This is a genomic window from Chitinophaga sp., assembly GCF_039596135.1.
Lineage (GTDB): Bacteria > Bacteroidota > Bacteroidia > Chitinophagales > Chitinophagaceae > Chitinophaga.
The window spans coordinates 1-17,873 of record NZ_JBCNKH010000108.1; the positions used below are offsets into that span (position 1 = coordinate 1).

Genomic DNA, 17,873 nt, shown 5'->3' on the forward strand with positions numbered 1-17,873 from the left:
TGGTGCTACACAGGCTACCTTCATCGTAACTGATGGCGTAACCGGTTGCGTATCTGACCCTGTGACTTACAACCTGCAATATGTACAGAAGCCAACTGTGGACCTGGGTGCAGATGTCGCTATCTGTCAGGGTAACACAGTCACCCTGGATGCAGGTGCGGCCAATGCAAGTGCTGGTTACACCATTAAATGGAACACGGGTGCCACTACCCAACAGATCACCGTATCTGCTGCCGGTACTTACTATGCAACGGTGACCAACAATGGTTGTTCCGCTACAGACTCCGTGAAGGTAACGGTGAACACACCACCAACTGTTGATATCCGCGATACCACTATCTGTGAAGGCATGACGGTGAAACTGAATGCTTATGTACAGGGTGCTACCTACACCTGGAGCACTGGTGATACCGGACCATCTATCACCGTAAGTACCGCAGGTACCTACACCGTAGATGTATCACTGAAGGGATGTACCGTAACCGACCAGGCGACCGTAACGGTATCTACACCGCCAAACGTGACCCTGACTCCTGATACTGCTATTTGTCCTAATCAGACAGTGATGCTGCAGGTTGAACCAGATGGTGGCAGCGTAACATGGTTAGATGGTTCATTGACAAACTCTATCATCGTATCTAAACCTGGTGATTACTGGGTAACTGTAACGAAGGGTGGTTGCGTTGTAACTGATACCGTCACTGTGACTAACAAAGCTAACATCAACTTCGACCTCGGTCCTGACAAGGATATCTGTGCCGGTGGCCTGGTAGTACTGGATGCAACTAACCCTGACGTGATCTCTTACCTCTGGAATGATGGTACGACCGATCCGATCAAGGAAGTAAGCACACCGGGTACTTACACCGTAACAGTGCTTGACAGGTTCTGTAACCTGACTTCTTCAGATAGTGTGAAAGTAACAGTGGCAGGTATCGGAAATATTTCCCTGGGCAATGATACCACCATCTGTATCGGTCAGACACTGACCCTGAGCGTAGATGCCGGAACCGGCAACAGCATCAGGTGGCAGGATGGCGCTACTACGCCAACGTATGTAGTGACTACGACCGGATACTATACTGTAACTGTTTATAATGATTGCGGTTCCGTAACTGACGATATCACGGTAACTTATAAAGCTTGTGAAGGTAAACCTCAATTCCCGAATGCGTTCACACCGAACGGCGACGGAAACAACGATACCTTCAAACCACATGTATCAGGAACGATGTATGACTACGATTTGCGTATCTACAATCGTTGGGGCGAACAGATCTTCATCAGTAAAGATTCCAAGACCGGATGGGATGGTCGATACAAAGGAACACTGGTGGATATTGGTACTTATGTGTGGATGCTGAGCTATAAGAAAATCCTGGGTGGACCAGTGAATGTGGTGAAAGGTGAAGTAACCGTAGTAAGATAACGAGAAGTGTAAAGTAGAAATAAAATAGGCTTAAAGGCGTCCCGGGATACCCACCGGGGCGCCTTCCTTTTTGAGCCCGAACCCCAAACAATAAAAAAAGCCCCCACAATTGTGGAGGCTCTTCACCAAATTTATAACTGTAATTAATAAAGCAACCTGGCCTTAATAGTATTCTTTACATCACGCAGCAATACAAACGCTTCTTTCGATAATTTGCTATCCACGTCTAATACTACATAACCTACCGCATCATTTGTCTTCAGGTACTGCCCCAGGATATTGATCTTATTCTGAGAAAGCACGGTATTGATTTCAGACAATACGCCGGGCACGTTCTGGTGAATATGCAGGATACGATGTGCATGATCTACTTCCGGAACACTCATGGCAGGAATGGTATGAGAACCGAAGCTGGCTCCTTTTTCCAGGTAGTTCAGCATCTTGCTGCTCACATCCAGGCCAATATTATGCTGCGCTTCTTCCGTGCTACCACCGATGTGCGGCGTCAGGATCACGTTGCTCAGTTTCTGCAGTGGTGTAGAGAAGGCCGCACCGTTCTTTTCAGGTTCAACAGGGAACACGTCCACGGCAGCACCGCTCAGGCGTTTTGCCACCAGCGCATCGCGCAGTGCTTCCAGGTCTACCACTTCACCACGTGCATAGTTGATGAAGATAGCACCGGGTTTCGCATGGCTAAGCACCTCGGCAGTAATCATATTATTGGTCGTCTTCGTAGACGGTACGTGCAGGGAGATGATATCGGACTGTGCAAACAGCTCTTCCAGCGAGCGGATCTGTACCGCATTACCCAGTGGCAGTTTGGTTTCCACATCATAGTAAAGTACGTTCATACCCATTGCCTCGGCAAGTACGCTCACCTGGCTACCGATATTACCATAACCTACTATACCCAGGCTTTTGCCTCTCAGTTCGAAGCTGCCTTTGGCTTCTTTCATCCAGGTACCTTCGTGCGCAGCGGCATTTTTGTCCGGGATACGGCGGATGAGCATGATGGACAGGCCAATTACAAGCTCAGCCACAGAACGGGTATTGGAATACGGCGCATTGAATACGGCTACCCCAAATTCACGGGCACTTTTCAGGTCTACCTGGTTAGTACCAATACAAAAACAGCCAATGGCCTGCAGTTTATGAGCTGCTTCCAGTACCTTACGTGTCACCTGCGTCTTGGAGCGGATGCCCAGCAGATGCACATCTTTTACCTCACGAATCAGATCTTCTTCGCTCAGCGCCCCCGACAACCTTTTTACATTGGCATAACCAGCGGATGTAAATTGTGCCGCGGCGGCATCGCTGATGTTTTCCAACAATAAAATATTGATCTTCTCCTTCGGATAACTAGTCAACTTTTGCTGATCCATGATTCTATTTTATATGTTACCAACTGCAAAACAATTGGCTTAATGTTTGATATTACCGCAAACAAAGCACAAACCTAAAAGATGTTGCGCAAAATTCAAATAGCAGTCCCTTCAAATTTGATTTCGTCAAAATTAAGTCCCTTTTTGGGCTTTATTTTGCCATTTTTAAGGTATAAATCTTAAAATACCTTTAAAATGACCAATTTAGGGTTGAAATTTTTGCCCAACTTATCTTTAGGTCCTAATTTTAACGCTTTTACGTAATTTTTGTCACAGACCGACTCTTAACAGCAGAATGAAAGCAGCTTTTATTGCACTAACTATCTCCGGGTTTACATTATACGCTATTACCGCTTGTCAAAGCAACGCAGCGTATAATAAGGATAGAAAATCGAGAACAAAAGATACTACGCAGATTGAGATCATTGATGAAGCGAGAGCTGCTGTACTCAATTCCCCTCACACCAAGGCGCAGCAACAGGAACTGGAAGCTTTTTACAACACTAATTTATTGCGCTCCGGCTTCAATGGCGCTATGATTGTGGCCAAAAAAGGGGTAATTATCTTTGAAAAATACCATGGCCTGGAGAACTTCAGAACGAAAAGCTCCCTGATCGGGGAAAGTTCTTCGTTCCAGCTGGCCTCTGTATCCAAGACATTTACCGGGATGGCTACGCTATACCTGGCTGAACAGCACCAACTAAACCTGGAAGATACACTTCAAAAGTTTTTCCCTGCTTTTCCCTATAAGGGAATTACCGTCCGCATGTTGTTGTCACACAGAAGCGGCCTCCCAAATTACCTCTATTTCTGCGATAGCATCTGGCCAGACAAAGAGCGACTCATGACCAATGATGACGTCATCCGCCTGATGGAAAAGCATAAACCCAAGGTCCAGCACCTGCCAGATACACATTTCCAGTATTGTAATACCAATTTTATGCTCCTGGCTTCTATTATTGAGAAGGTCACCGGGCAGAAATATGCAGATTTTTTACATAAGACCTTCTTTGAGCCCCTGGGCATGCAGAATACGTTTGTATATGACCCGGCTACGGCAGCAAGGGCGCATCAGACCATCAGTCACAAATATAATGGCCAGGCAGAACCGGATACATATTTTGACGGTGTAGTGGGTGATAAGGGTGTATATAGCACCGCGCAGGATATGCTGAAGTGGGATCAGGGACTCTACGCCGGCAAGCTGTTTACACCAGAGTGGTTGAAACAGGCATATACACCTTATAGTCATGAAAAACCCGGCGTACGGAATTACGGATTGGGATGGCGATTGATGGTGTACCCTGATAGTAGTGAGATTGTGTATCACAATGGCTGGTGGCACGGGAACAATACAGTGTTTTACAGGATTGTGAAAGATACCTCCACGATTATTATTTTAGGGAATAAGTATAACAGGAATATATACCATGCGGTCAAACCAGTAGCAGCTATTTTAGGAGCTGGTGATGGTGAGACGGAGGGAGAGGAATAAAAAAAGGGATGGTTCATAGAACCATCCCTTTTTTTATTCCTCCCCATGTTTTCGGTTAGGAAGAACATTTTCCCGCGTCCATTGAATTGCTCCTGTAAAAGCATGTTGCCGCACCGGGCATGCCGGCATCAGGCAATAATGACAACAGGACGGCAAACAAGGATCTATATGTATAAAGAACTCTACTTCTCCTGATGTAAACGAATCATTCACCAACTTTTCTATCGCCTTCAGTTCTTCATGCCCATCACTCAATAATAAATAATAAGGTAAGGTCAAATGGCAATCAATATGATAATTATTCCCATATTGCTGTACCCGCATATTGTGAATGTCAATCCATTTCTCCCTGCGATGCTCCTGTAAAACCTGGATCACCTTGTCCACTACCTGCATATCTGTTTCGTCCATCAGGCCCGAAATAGACTGGCGTAATAACCGGTATCCCTGGCGCAAAATGAGCGCCCCCATTAATGCAGACGCCAGCGGATCTATCCAGTTCCATCCCGTAAAGTGAATGAGGAACAGGGCAACGATCAGCCCGCCGCTGCTATATACGTCCGTCATGATGTGTGAACCATTGCCGGTGATAGTCAGCGAAGAGAGCTTCTTTCCCTCACGCAACAGGTAAGCCCCCAATACCAGGTTGCCCACTGCCGTACCGCCAATAATCCAGATGCCCTTGTCAATACTTTCAAGCGTAGGGGGAATAAAAAAAAACTGAACGGCTTTAAAGAGGATCAGGCAACCGGCGATGAAGATCATAGCCCCTTCAAAACCGATGGAGAAGAATTCCACTTTCCCATGTCCGTATGGGTGGTTTTCGTCTTTTGGCTTGCCGGTCAGGTAAATACTATAGCAGGCAAAGGCACCGGCGACAACGTTGATAATGGATTCGAGGGCGTCAGACAATATTGCCACTGAGTGCGTTAAGAACCAGGCCAGGAACTTGGTTCCCGTAAGTATGAAACTCACGATCAGGGAGATCAATATGACACGTAATTCTTTTCTCTGCAAAACATAATTAATTGATCCACAAAGAAAGGAAATTTTCCGTAAGTTTAATGAAAGTGCGTGTTAGTTAAAAGATAACAAAATGTAACTGTGCAATTAAACTGTAGCAAACTGTAATCGTAATAATCAACTGTAGCAATATACCCCCAACCAAAATCGTAATTATGCTGAATTTCATCCCAAAGTCTGCATGGCTATGCCTGCTATTATGCAGTATATGCATGAATCCTGTGCATGCATTTCAACAACCCACTGATATAGTCGTTACCGGTGTGGTACGATTACCCGACAGGAATGGTATAATCACCGCCGCCCCGGGTGTCAGTGTAATAGAACAAGGCACAAAGAATGGTACCATGACCAGCCTGGATGGTACTTACAAACTGAAAGTAAAAACAGGGGCGACCGTCGTCTTTTCTATGGTCGGTTACAAAACCGTCACCCGTGCCGCCCAATCAGTCATCAACCTGACACTGGAAGAAGACGTGAGCAACCTGGGCGAAGTGGTGGTCACCGGTTATCAGACCATAGACCGCAAGCTCTTCACCGGTGCAGCTACTTCGGTGAAAGCATCCGACATACGGCGTGCCGGCATTGCAGATGTAAGCCGTATGCTGGAAGGCCAGGTAGCCGGTGTAAGCATTCAAAACGTGTCCGGCACATTTGGCGCCGCACCCAAAATCCGCATTCGTGGTGCAACCAGTATCACTGGCGATAACAAGCCCCTGTGGGTAGTAGATGGTGTGGTACTGGAAGATGTAATTAATGTAAGCAACGAACAGCTTTCCACCGGGAACCCCTCTACCCTGCTGGGCTCTTCTGTGGCGGGTTTGAACGCAGATGATATTGAGAGTTTCCAGATCCTGAAAGACGCCGCCGCCACCGCACTCTATGGCGCAAGAGCCATGAATGGCGTAGTGGTCATCACGACCAAAAAAGGACGTGTAGGCAAGCCGGTGGTATCCTATACAGGTAATTTCTCTACTTACCTGAAGCCTACCTACGACCAGTTCGACATTATGAACTCTGCAAACCAGATGTCGGTCTATACAGAGCTGGAACGCAAAGGATGGCTGAACCACTCTGATGCTACCCGCGCCGAAAATGGTGGTGTCTATACCAAAATGTATAACCTGATCGATACCTACGATGCATCGAAAGGGCAGTTTGGCCTGGCCAATACCCCCGAAGCCCGCAAGGCATTCCTGCAAAGATATGCCGGTGCCAATACCGACTGGTTCAACGTACTCTTTAAGAACTCATTCATGCAGGAACATTCTGTCAGTATCTCCTCCGGTACCGACCGCTCACAACTCTATGTATCTACCAGTTTCCTGCAGGACGGCGGCTGGACACCCGCTGATAAACTGAAGCGCTTCACCGGCAACGTAAGAGCCAATTACAACTTCAATGACAAGGTTTCCTTTGGATTCATTACCCAGGGCGTAATCCGCGACCAACGGGTACCCGGTAGCCTGAACAGGAACAGTAACCCGGTGAGCGGACAGTTTGACCGTGACTTCGACATCAATCCCTACAGCTATGCGCTGAACACCAGCCGTACACTCACAGCATACGATGAACAGGGACACCTGGAATACTTTACCCGCAACTTCGCTCCTTTCAATATTATCAATGAAATGGCGAACAATTATATTGATGTGAGCCAGCTGGACCTGAAACTGCAGGGTGAGTTTTCTTATAAGATCCTGCCTAACCTGAAATATACTTTCCTGGGGAACATCCGCTATGTAAAAAGCAGCCAGGAACATAAGGTCAAAGAAAACTCCAATATGCCCATGGCTTACAGGGCTGCAGGCGATGCGACCATTCGCGACAGAAACAGGTTCCTGTACCGGGACCCTGATAACCCTGATGCAGAGCCGATAGTGGTATTACCATATGGTGGTATCTATTCTACTGATGATGATTACCTTGTGAGTTATTATTATAGAAATACATTAGAATGGAACAAGACCTGGAATCAAACCCATACCCTGATGCTGTTAGGCTCGCAGGAATTGCGCTATGCCAACAGGCAGAACAAACAGTTTGATGGCTATGGTTACCAGTTTGATAAAGGTGGTGTGCCTTATATAGATCCCAACATCATCAAGCAGAATGTAGAGAACAATTTCAACTACTACAGCATGACGATGAACTACGATCGTTATTTAGCCTACCTCGCAAATGCAGCTTATTCTTATAAGAGTAAATATAATTTCAATGCAAGTTTACGCTATGATGGCTCCAACCTCTTAGGCGAATCCAGAACGGCAAGATGGTTGCCTACCTGGAATGTGAGTGGCTCCTGGAACCTCGATACGGAAGACTTCATGCAATCGCTCACCAACATCAACCGCCTCACATTGAGAGCTACTTACGGGTTGACCGGTAGCATGGGCAATGCGAGAAATTCAAGCGTCGTATTGCAAAACAGAAGTACGAACAGACCTTATCTATCTGAAGTAGAATCAGTCATTTACATTCAGAGTTTAGAGAATTCACAACTCACCTGGGAAAAGCAATATGAGACAAATGTGGGCATCGATCTGGGCATGTTCCAGGATAGACTGACCCTTACTTTGGATGGATATTTAAGGCAGGGCTTTGACCTGATTGGTCCTATCCGTACCTCAGGAATCGGGGGCGAAGAAATCAAAATCGCGAACTATGGAGACATGCATTCTAAAGGTGTAGAAGCAACCGTAGCTTACAAAATACTGGACGATAAGGAATGGGGACTACGTACACAACTCACCCTTGGTTATAACAAAGGAAAGATTACCCGGCTGGAAAATAACCCTATCATCTGGGACCTGGTCGTAGCCGAAGGTGGCGCTACACAGGGGCACCCGGTAAGGGGATTGTATTCCATTCCATTTGCAGGTCTGAACCCCAAAGATGGTACGCCTTTATTTATCAATGAAAATGGCGAGACCAGCAACAACGTATACCTGCAAAGTGACAAGGTGCAAAACCTCCATTACGACGGCCCTGTAGATCCAACGCTCACCGGTGGCTGGTACAATACACTCCGGTATAAAGGCTTCTCCCTCTCCGCCCTGGTCACCTACAGTACAGGGAATAAGATCCGCCTGAACCCTGGATTCAAACAAAAGTATTCAGACCTCGATGCCAGCTCCAATGACTTCATCAACCGGTGGACATTGCCGGGAGACGAAGCACGCACCAATGTACCCAGTATACTGGATAAATATGGAGAATCATTACTGGATGGTGTATATCCTTATAATAATTATAACTACTCCACAGCACGTGTGGCAAATGGGAGTTTTGTTCGCCTCAAACAGGTTTCCCTTACTTACGGCTTCAAACCTAAAGGGTTCAATAACCTCTCTGTGAGCCTGGTAGCCAATAACCTTTGGCTGATATATTCCGATAAACGACTGAATGGACAGGATCCTGAATTCTTCAATGCAGGTGGAGTAGCACTGCCCATACCACGTCAGTTCACGCTTTCTGTAAAGGCTAGTCTGTAACCCTTTAAAACACGCATTCATGAAAACGCATTATATCTTATTACTCATATTACTGGCAGGCAGCGGGTGTAAAAAATACCTGGAGCAGGCACCGGATCAGCGCACACAATTGAATAGTGTGGAGAAAGTTGCGGAACTACTGGGTACAGCTTATCCGCAGGCAGACTACGCAACCTTTACAGAAGCAGCTTCAGACAATGCTGCTGACAAGGGAACAGGTGGCACGGTATCGCTGGAAATCAATACCAATCCATATTATTTCAACGATGTCATCGACAAAACAGAAGGTTCTCCTACTTATTACTGGAACAATTGCTACAAAGCCATCGCAGCCTGTAACCAGGCATTGCAGGCAATTGCAAATGCAGACAACCCGTCTGATTACAATGCACAGAAAGGGGAAGCCCTCGTAGCGAGAGCGTATTCACATTTCATGCTCGTGACACTCTTTTCCAAAGTATATGATTCGGCTACAGCCGCACAGGATCCGGGTATTCCCTACGTCACCACGCCTGAAAATGTAGTGATCAAACAATATGAGCGCAAAACGGTGGCATATGTTTATGAACAGATCGAAAAAGACCTCACTACGGGGTTACCGTTAATTAATAATACTACTTACAAAGTACCCAAGTATCACTTTACGACTGCAGCGGCCAATGCTTTTGCGACAAGGTTTTATTTATTCAAAAAGGACTACCAGAAGGTGCTCAGTTACGCAGCCAATGTATTTCCCGGGGGCAATATCAAAAGCAACCTGCGCCAATGGGTCACAGTATATCAAAACCTCACAGCGGCCGAAGCGCTGGCTTTGTATACCAATGCCACTGAGCCGGCCAATCTGCTGCTGGTAGAAGCGCCTTCCATATGGGCACGTAATGTGGCGCAGTACAGGTACGGGCTCCAAACCGACCTTGTATATAGTATATATAGGTATCCAAACGTAACCGGTGCTACCTGGGTACAGCCCCTCTACTATGTGGGCGACAATACCGACAACTGGGAAATCCTGAAGTTCAGGGAGCACTTTGTACGTTCCAGTGCCAATGCAGATATTGGGGTGCCATATACCATCTTCCCGCTCTTTACGGCAGAAGAAGTTTTATTCAACAGGGCGGAAGCAAATATCTATCTCGGCAATTACGATGCAGCAAAGCAGGACCTGAATGATTACGCCAGTATGCGCATTGATGGTTACACCACCAGCAACCGTATCACGAATGCAAAGCTGGCCAACTACTACGGTACTACCAATGTGAAGAATGGCCTGATTTATACCCTGCTGGATTTTAAGCAGGCTGAGTTCATGCAGGAAGGAATGCGCTGGTTTGACATACTGCGCTATCACATTCCTGTGACCCATAGTGGTGAAACGCTGACTGGCGACGACCTGCGCAGGTTGTTTCAGTTGCCGCAGGAAGTGAAGCTTTCCGGTATTGAACAAAATCCCCGTTAACCGCTAAAAACAAATGAAAATGAAATACTTGCCTATATTACTAATCATGTTGCTGGTGGCCTGCTCCAAAAAGGAAACCCTGGATACAGACCTGCCGGGACTCGGTGGCGAGACCTGGGAAAAAGGGCCACTGGACTACTGGCTGGATTCCAATTTTGTACATCCATATAACATAGAAGTGAAATACCGGTTTGACCGGTATGAACTTTCTTTGAACAAAGACCTGGTACCAGTAGCTGAGTCGCAGGTAGAACCTGTGATGACGACCATTGCAAAGACCTGGATTGCACCTTACATCGATGAAGCCGGCGACGCTTTCTTTAAAACATACTGCCAGAAACAGTTTGTACTGGTAGGCAGCCCGCAATACAACTCCAATAATACAGTGACGCTGGGAACTGCCGAAGGTGGCCGTAAAGTCGTGCTTTTTGACCTGAATGATTTTAGCCTGGACGATAAACCGGGTGTAAGAGAAATGTTGCACACCATCCATCACGAATTTGCACACATCCTGCACCAGACGATCATGTACCCGGTAGCATTCAAATCTATTTCAACAGGCTATACCGGCAGCTGGAATGACTACACACTAGCCGAAGCGCTGGAAAGAGGATTTGTGACACAATATGCACGTAGTGCGCCGGATGAAGACTTTGTAGAAATGGTATCTACTATGCTGGTAGAAGGCAAAAGCGGTTTTGATGCCATTGTGGCAAGTGCCCCGGATGACGGCGCGGCCAAACTACGCCAGAAAGAAGAGATCGTAGTACGATACTTCAAAGAGAGCTGGCATATTGACTTCTACAGTTTGCAGACGAGAACCCAGCATGCTATCGATAACCTTTAAAACAGCTCAACATGCGTACACATATATTATATATACTGATACTGGCATGCCTGTTTAGCTGCCGGAAAGATCAAACGACTTCTATCTTTGGAGAGACACCCGATCAGCGGCTGGCAAAGGCACTGGCAGATTATAAATCCAGGTTGACAGGTGCGGAGTATGGCTGGAAAACAGCGGTATTTCCACCGGCAGGTGGCGGCTATAGCTTCTTCTTTACGTTCGATACTGCAGATAGGGTAACCATGTATGGAGATGTGACGGAAGATGCAGCAGGTACTCCCGAAAACAGTACCTACCGCCTCAAGGCAATGCAACGGCCCTCATTATTGTTTGATACCTATTCCTACCTGCACCTGCTGGCAGATCCAAATCCAAATGTATACGGCGGGGTGACTGGCCAGGGGTATTCTGTAGACTTCGAATATGCTATTGACAGTGTATCGGACGATACTATCAAACTGACCGGCATTACCTACAGTACCAAAATGATATTGGTAAAGGCGACGAAGGCAGAACATGATGCGTATACATCAGGCGCTTTTGGTGAGCAGCTGGTAGATATTGAAAATAACATTGCCGAATTCCCATGGCAGTATTTGCAATTTGCAGATGGTAAAAAGTTGCAGGTAAGTATTAATACAGTTACTAAAAACTTCACCCTTATCTATCTCGATGATGCAGGGAAGGTGCAGTTAATCACGACGGCGTATTACTATACCACCGAAGGATTGTATCTGCAAACTCCAATTACGTATGGCAGTTACACCTTCAATGAGGTATTCTGGGATGCTGATAACCAGGTATTTTATGTAAAGATCAATGGGAACAGGGTGGATGTGCAGGTAGCAGATCATTCAATTATTCCCATGCATCAGCTGATCGGTGTGAGCTTCTCTTCTATCGTGGTACCGCCACAGGCGATCCCGGGCTGGTCAGATGAATTTACGAATATGTGGAAGTCGATTGCTACCTCATTGAAGAGTGGAGTTTATGGGCTGACGTTGTATTATACTTACTTCACGTTTGACCCGGCCGCAGAGGTGTTGTATTTAGATGTATACGTAATTCAGAATAACCGCTTGTACCTGGCAGAGTATCCATATACTTATACCAAAACCACAGCGGGGGTATTTGACTTTACAGGGCAGACGTATACTGGCAATGCTGCATTGATAGATACAGATATGGCACCGCTGCTGGACCACCTGGAGAATGATCATTTTACAATGGACTTTTACCAGGGAACACTGGGGCAATTGAAAAGTGTGGAGGATACCGGGTTCTATTTTACGGGGTACCTGGAGTAAGTGGTCTAAAGGCAAATTGCCAAAAACACGCTCAATACTGCTGATAACCAGCATTTTATTCAAACCGTTAATCAACGATTTAGATACCAAAACAATAAACCCGGAGCCATTGGTTCCGGGTTTATTCATATCGTAATTTACCAGTAATTATTCTGGTTTACTTTCAGGTGCTGGAGCCGGAGCTGCCGGACGTGGTTCCCTTGGCTGCTGTGGACGCTCTTCTCTTGGAGGACGATCTTCCTTCGCTTCTTTAGGACCACCTGGCTTTTTCTTGGCAGATTTAGGAGCGAAGATGGCAATCATACGCTTACCTTCCATGGTAGGCATACCTTCCAGTGCGCCTACTTCTGCCAGTCTTTCTGCAAATTTCAAAAGTATCAGCTCTCCACGTTCTTTGAACATGATAGCACGACCTTTGAACTGTACATATGTTTTTACCTTATTGCCATCTTTGAGGAATTTTTCCGCATGTTTGGCTTTGAAGTCGAAGTCATGGTCATCGGTGTTAGGCGTAAAGCGAATTTCTTTCACTTCGCTTTTGTGTGCGTTCGCCTTCATTTCCTTTTCCTTCTTCTTCTTCTCGTAAAGGAATTTATTGTAGTCGATGATGCGGCAGACAGGTGGTGCGGCATTAGGGGAAATTTCAACCAGGTCCAGTCCCTGTTCTTCAGCCATACGCAGGGCCTCATCCGTGCGGTATATGCCTACTTCAATATTCTCTCCCACCAGGCGCACTTCAGGAACGCGAATCATCCTGTTTGTGCGGTGTTCTTGTTGTTGCTCTCTACGAAAGTTGGGGTTTCTTCCGCCCCTGTTAAAATTTGGTCTGGGTCCTTGCTGCATTAAAAAAAATAAAATTTCAAATTAATAATTGTCTGTAATATTTAGCATGAGCCGGCACAGCTACCGATTGTTTTGCTTTAAATAATTGATATTAGCTATGAACCGACCTTTTTTGTTAATAGACTCTTTAGCAATTAACGTACCCGAAAATACAAAAGTTCAATTAGTTAAAAATATATTTCTATTATTTTCAAAGTATCAACCCCCATTTCGAGGGTTGATACATGAACTAAGTATTTTTAGGAACCTTTATTCAAAAGATTTTCTGTTTGTTACTTCTTCCTGAACCAGTGCGATAAACTGTTCGATATCCATGGCTCCGAGGTCACCCTTGGCTTGTCTGCGTACAGCCACCTTGTTGTCAGCAGCTTCTTTTTCGCCCAGTACCAGCATATAGGGAACTTTTGCAAGCTCGGTTTCCCTGATTTTCTTACCTATCTTTTCACTCCGGTCGTCAATTTCTGCTCTAATTTCCGCATTTTTTAATAATTCTGCCACTTTTTCTGCATAAGCCTGACTCTTGTCACTAATTGGCAGAATTTTTACCTGCGTAGGTGTCAGCCACAGTGGGAATTTACCACCGCAGTGTTCGATCAGTACTGCGATGAACCTTTCCAGTGAACCGAACGGAGCGCGGTGGATCATAACCGGGCGGTGACGTTGGTTGTCAGCACCGATATATTCCAGTTCAAAGCGCTCAGGCAGGTTGTAATCCACCTGGATGGTACCCAGCTGCCATTTACGGCCCAGGGCATCCTTCACCATGAAGTCCAGTTTAGGACCATAGAACGCTGCTTCGTCGTATTCTGTTACAGTCTTCAGCCCTTTTTCTGTTGCTGCCTCAATAATCGCCTGTTCTGCCAGGTTCCAGTTTTCTTCAGAACCAATGTACTTGGTTCTGTCTGTCTGGTGACGCAGCGAGATCTGGGCGGTAAAATCGGTAAAGCTCAGGCTGTTGAATACATACAATACCAGGTCGATCACTTTCATGAATTCTTCTTTCACCTGGTCAGGGCGGCAGAAAAGGTGTGCATCATCCTGAGTAAATCCACGTACACGGGTCAGACCATGGAGTTCACCATGCTGTTCGTAACGATATACGGTTCCGAATTCTGCAAAGCGAACCGGCAGGTCTTTATAGCTCTTAGGGCTGGCTTTGTAAATTTCACAGTGGTGTGGACAGTTCATGGGTTTCAGCATGAACTCCTCGCCTTCCTCTGGTGTGTGGATGGTCTGGAAACTGTCTTTACCATACTTCTCGTAGTGACCGGATGTCTTATACAGGTTCACGTTTCCGATATGCGGTGTTACCACTGGTAAGTACCCCAGGTCCAGCTGAGCTTTCTGCAAAAAAGCCTGGAGTCTTTCGCGGAGCAGGGCGCCTTTTGGCAGCCACAGCGGCAAACCTAAACCTACCTTTTCAGAGAAGGTGAACAGATCCAGTTCCTTACCCAGCTTACGGTGATCACGTTTCTTCGCTTCTTCCAGCAGGAACAGGTGTTCATCCAGTTCTTTCTGGTTAGGGAAAGTAACGCCATAGATGCGGGTCAGCATCTTGTTCTTTTCATTACCTCTCCAGTAGGCACCGGCAATATTGGTCAGCTTGATCGCTTTGATAAAACCGGTACTGGGAATGTGTGGGCCACGGCACAGGTCAGTGAAATTACCTTGTGTGTAAAAGGTAATTTTGCCATCCTCCAGCTCGTTGATAGTCTCTATTTTATATTCGTCACCTTTTTTGGTGAAGTAATCCAATGCTTCTGCTTTGCTCACTTCCTTACGATCGTAAGCGTTGTTGGCTTTTGCCAGTTCAACCATCTTTGCTTCTACCTTACGCAGATCCTCGTCGGAGATGGTACGGCCACCCAGGTCGATATCGTAGTAAAAACCGCCTTCAATAGCAGGGCCATAACCGAACTTTACGCCCGGATAGATTGATTCCAGCGCTTCGGCCATCAGGTGGGCAGAAGAGTGCCACATGGTAGATTTACCTTCTACATCAGTCCAGGTCAGCAATTGCAGCGTACTGTCCGTCGTTATGGGGCGGGAGGCGTCTACCACCTGCCCGTTCACTTTAGCGGCTAATACTTTGCGTGCCAATCCCTCACTGATGGATTTGGCAATGTCCATTGCAGTTACTCCTGCTTCATACTGACGAACTGCGCCATCCGGTAATGTAATGTTGATCATACGATTGAGCTGTTAATCTTCAGCTTTTAAGTTTTGCGTTTTATATTGCCAGAAGGGTATATCTGTTTGATACACCGCATTTGGGCTTGCGAAGTTAAGAAAATTGATGGGTTTTTCTACATCTGTTAAAAGATGGTTGACAGGACCTTCGGATTAACAGGGACGAAGGTAGCAGGGAGGACTGCATTTATACTTCCTGTATAAGGGAATATTATATCTTAATTTAAAATCAAACTATTCCTTTCCTGTGGCAATCCTGTCCCACACCGGCATAGCCTAATTAAATCTTAAACTATCTGTCACCTCCACACACCCCAGCATATCATTGCCAAAATAGGGATTTATCTTTTTACTGGAATTACTTAACCAATACCCGCCAGCATCCTTCAACGCCATCGGGCAATACTGCCGGTAAATAGTTTTCCCTTTCACACCAGTTATTTTAACCAAATCGAATAGCAAACCCGAAATCATGTCGAAGGCTGCACGTTTCTCATCGATCGTCTTCTCACCTACCAGCCCACTCAGTTCAGCACTCATACTGGTCACCTGGTTCCTCACATTCCCCAGCCGGCCGGAATCCATCTGCAGGGAACTGAGTGGCAAACTGTCAAGGTGCTGTTTCAACTCAGCCCCATACCGGTCTATATAAGTAATGTTTGCCTGGGTCAGTCCCTCCGTAAGGGAGTAGTAACTTTCCAGGGCTAACTGTAATGAATCGTAAAAAACAGTGGCGTAAGGCGCCTGTAATACGGTGGTATCTCCCTTTTCCCCACTTGCCTGCTGAGTAGATGATTGACAGGCTGCTATGCCGATCAGTAATATTGCCGCTGCTATGAACCTCATATATTATATGTATCTTTTTACAAAGATAGGGAAACCATCGCTTTTGCCTTCGCCCGGCACAAAGGATCATTAAAAAGCACTAACTTTGCCCCTTTCAATTAATTTAGGCAATGCTAATAGCACTTCAGGACATTACTTTTGAGTTTGGCGCAAGGGCCATTGTAGAAAATGCCTCGTGGCATATTGTTCCCGGCGACCGTGTAGGATTAATCGGTATGAACGGAACCGGGAAATCTACCATTTTACGTGTTATTAACGGTGAGTATTCCGTTTCTAAAGGTAGTGTTAACAAGGCTAAAAACCTGTCCCTTGGGTTCTTTAACCAGGACCTCCTGAGCTTCGAATCCGACGAATCTATCCTCAAAGTAGGCATGACCGCTTTTGCCGAAGCCATTAAATTGGAAAAAGACATTGAACGCCTCACTCAGGAACTCGAAACGAATCAGTCCGAAGAACTCCTCATCGAATTCAGTGACAAACTCCACCTCTTCGAAACCCTCGGCGGTTACGAAATGAAACATCGTACCGAACAGGTGCTGGAAGGTCTCGGTTTCAGTACCACTGACCTGGAAAGACCTTACAGCCAGTTTTCCGGAGGTTGGCGCATGCGCGTACTCCTGGCAAAACTGATCCTGCAGCAGCCGGATGTACTCATGCTCGATGAGCCCACGAACCACCTTGACCTGCCTTCCATCGAATGGCTGGAAAAATACCTGCAAAGCTATAACGGCGCTGTGATCATCGTATCGCACGACCGTTACTTCCTCGATAGAATGGTCAACAAGATTGTAGAGTTGTACCAGCAACAGCTGCACCACTACTCCGGCAACTACGAAGATTACGAACAGGAAAAGGAACTGCGCCGCGAAATGCAGCAACGCTCTTACGAAAACCAGCAGGAATACATCCGCCAGCAGGAACGCTTTATCGAACGGTTCAAGGCCAAGGCATCCAAAGCGGCACAGGCACAGAGTGCCATGAAGCGATTAGACAAACTGGAAAGAGTAGAACAGGTAGACGGCGGTCCTTCTAAAATCAGGATCAACTTCACTGTCGATAAAACCCCGGGCAAGATCATCTGCACCCTGGAAGACGTGACGAAGAAATATGGTAACCTCACCATCCTGGAACACGCCAGCGCCATCATCAACCGTGGTGACAAGATCGCGCTGATCGGTGCAAACGGTAAGGGTAAATCTACCCTGCTCCGTGTAATAGCCGGTACCGAAGAAATGGAAGGCGAACGCATTCCGGGGCACAACGTGGTAGACAGCTTCTACGCACAGCACCAGCTGGAAAGCCTGCACCTGGACAGCGAAATTCTCGACGAACTGAAAAGCTGCGGTAGCGGCCGTACAGAAGTCGAACTCCGCTCCCTGCTGGGTTGCTTCCTCTTCACCGGCGACGATGTATATAAGAAAATCCGTATCCTCTCCGGTGGTGAAAAAGCACGTGTGGCACTGGCCAAAACCATCATCAGCCAGGCGAACTTCCTGCTGCTCGATGAGCCTACGAACCACCTGGATATGAACTCCGTGCAGATGCTGATTGACGCCCTGTC

12 protein-coding genes are annotated in these 17,873 nt (G+C 46.5%); 7 read left to right on the forward strand and 5 right to left on the reverse strand.

Annotated features, from left to right (window positions below):
- The coding region (locus ABDW16_RS29880) for a gliding motility-associated C-terminal domain-containing protein (protein ID WP_343674977.1) at positions 1-1,429 on the forward strand (1,429 nt) is incomplete at its 5' end.
- Positions 1,430-1,572: 143 nt separating this feature from the next.
- Here the strand turns inward: ABDW16_RS29880 and serA are convergent.
- Positions 1,573-2,811 carry a phosphoglycerate dehydrogenase gene (gene serA, locus ABDW16_RS29885; RefSeq protein WP_343674978.1) on the reverse strand — a complete coding sequence of 413 codons (1,239 nt, stop codon included), beginning with the start codon at positions 2,809-2,811 and terminating at the stop codon, positions 1,573-1,575.
- 295 nt (positions 2,812-3,106) lie between these two features.
- Here serA and ABDW16_RS29890 point away from each other — a divergent pair, with 295 nt between their 5' ends.
- Positions 3,107-4,306, forward strand: coding sequence for a serine hydrolase domain-containing protein (locus ABDW16_RS29890; protein WP_343674979.1), 1,200 nt, complete (start codon positions 3,107-3,109; stop codon positions 4,304-4,306).
- Between the two features lie 33 nt (positions 4,307-4,339).
- Here the strand turns inward: ABDW16_RS29890 and ABDW16_RS29895 are convergent, their stop codons facing one another.
- Positions 4,340-5,323 carry a cation diffusion facilitator family transporter gene (locus ABDW16_RS29895; RefSeq protein ID WP_343674980.1) on the reverse strand — a complete coding sequence of 328 codons (984 nt, stop codon included), beginning with the start codon at positions 5,321-5,323 and terminating at the stop codon, positions 4,340-4,342.
- Positions 5,324-5,484: 161 nt separating this feature from the next.
- Here ABDW16_RS29895 and ABDW16_RS29900 point away from each other — a divergent pair, with 161 nt between their 5' ends.
- From ABDW16_RS29900 to ABDW16_RS29915, 4 genes are read left to right on the forward strand one after another with little or no spacing between them, the layout of a single operon-like run.
- Positions 5,485-8,823, forward strand: coding sequence for a SusC/RagA family TonB-linked outer membrane protein (locus ABDW16_RS29900; protein WP_343674982.1), 3,339 nt, complete (start codon positions 5,485-5,487; stop codon positions 8,821-8,823).
- Between the two features lie 19 nt (positions 8,824-8,842).
- A complete protein-coding gene (locus ABDW16_RS29905) occupies positions 8,843-10,279 on the forward strand; it encodes a RagB/SusD family nutrient uptake outer membrane protein (protein WP_343674984.1) in 1,437 nt (478 codons plus the stop codon).
- Positions 10,280-10,298: 19 nt separating this feature from the next.
- Positions 10,299-11,126 (forward strand): putative zinc-binding metallopeptidase, encoded by an 828-nt coding sequence (locus ABDW16_RS29910; protein WP_343674985.1) that lies wholly within the window; start codon positions 10,299-10,301, stop codon positions 11,124-11,126.
- An 11-nt stretch (positions 11,127-11,137) separates the two neighbouring features.
- On the forward strand, positions 11,138-12,433 hold the full coding sequence (locus ABDW16_RS29915; protein WP_343674987.1) for a DUF4302 domain-containing protein: 1,296 nt from the start codon (positions 11,138-11,140) through the stop codon (positions 12,431-12,433).
- A gap of 147 nt (positions 12,434-12,580) precedes the next feature.
- Here ABDW16_RS29915 and infC read toward each other — a convergent pair whose 3' ends face one another.
- The 3 genes from infC to ABDW16_RS29930 form a co-directional block, all read right to left on the reverse strand.
- On the reverse strand, positions 12,581-13,276 hold the full coding sequence (gene infC / locus ABDW16_RS29920) for a translation initiation factor IF-3 (protein WP_343674988.1): 696 nt from the start codon (positions 13,274-13,276) through the stop codon (positions 12,581-12,583).
- A gap of 249 nt (positions 13,277-13,525) precedes the next feature.
- On the reverse strand, positions 13,526-15,466 hold the full coding sequence (thrS, locus tag ABDW16_RS29925; protein ID WP_343674989.1) for a threonine--tRNA ligase: 1,941 nt from the start codon (positions 15,464-15,466) through the stop codon (positions 13,526-13,528).
- Positions 15,467-15,742: 276 nt separating this feature from the next.
- Positions 15,743-16,312 (reverse strand): DUF3347 domain-containing protein, encoded by a 570-nt coding sequence (locus ABDW16_RS29930; protein WP_343674990.1) that lies wholly within the window; start codon positions 16,310-16,312, stop codon positions 15,743-15,745.
- 110 nt (positions 16,313-16,422) lie between these two features.
- Between ABDW16_RS29930 and ABDW16_RS29935 the strand changes: the two genes are divergently transcribed.
- Positions 16,423-17,873 (forward strand): ABC-F family ATP-binding cassette domain-containing protein (locus tag ABDW16_RS29935; protein WP_343674991.1); only part of this gene is annotated, 1,451 nt, incomplete at its 3' end.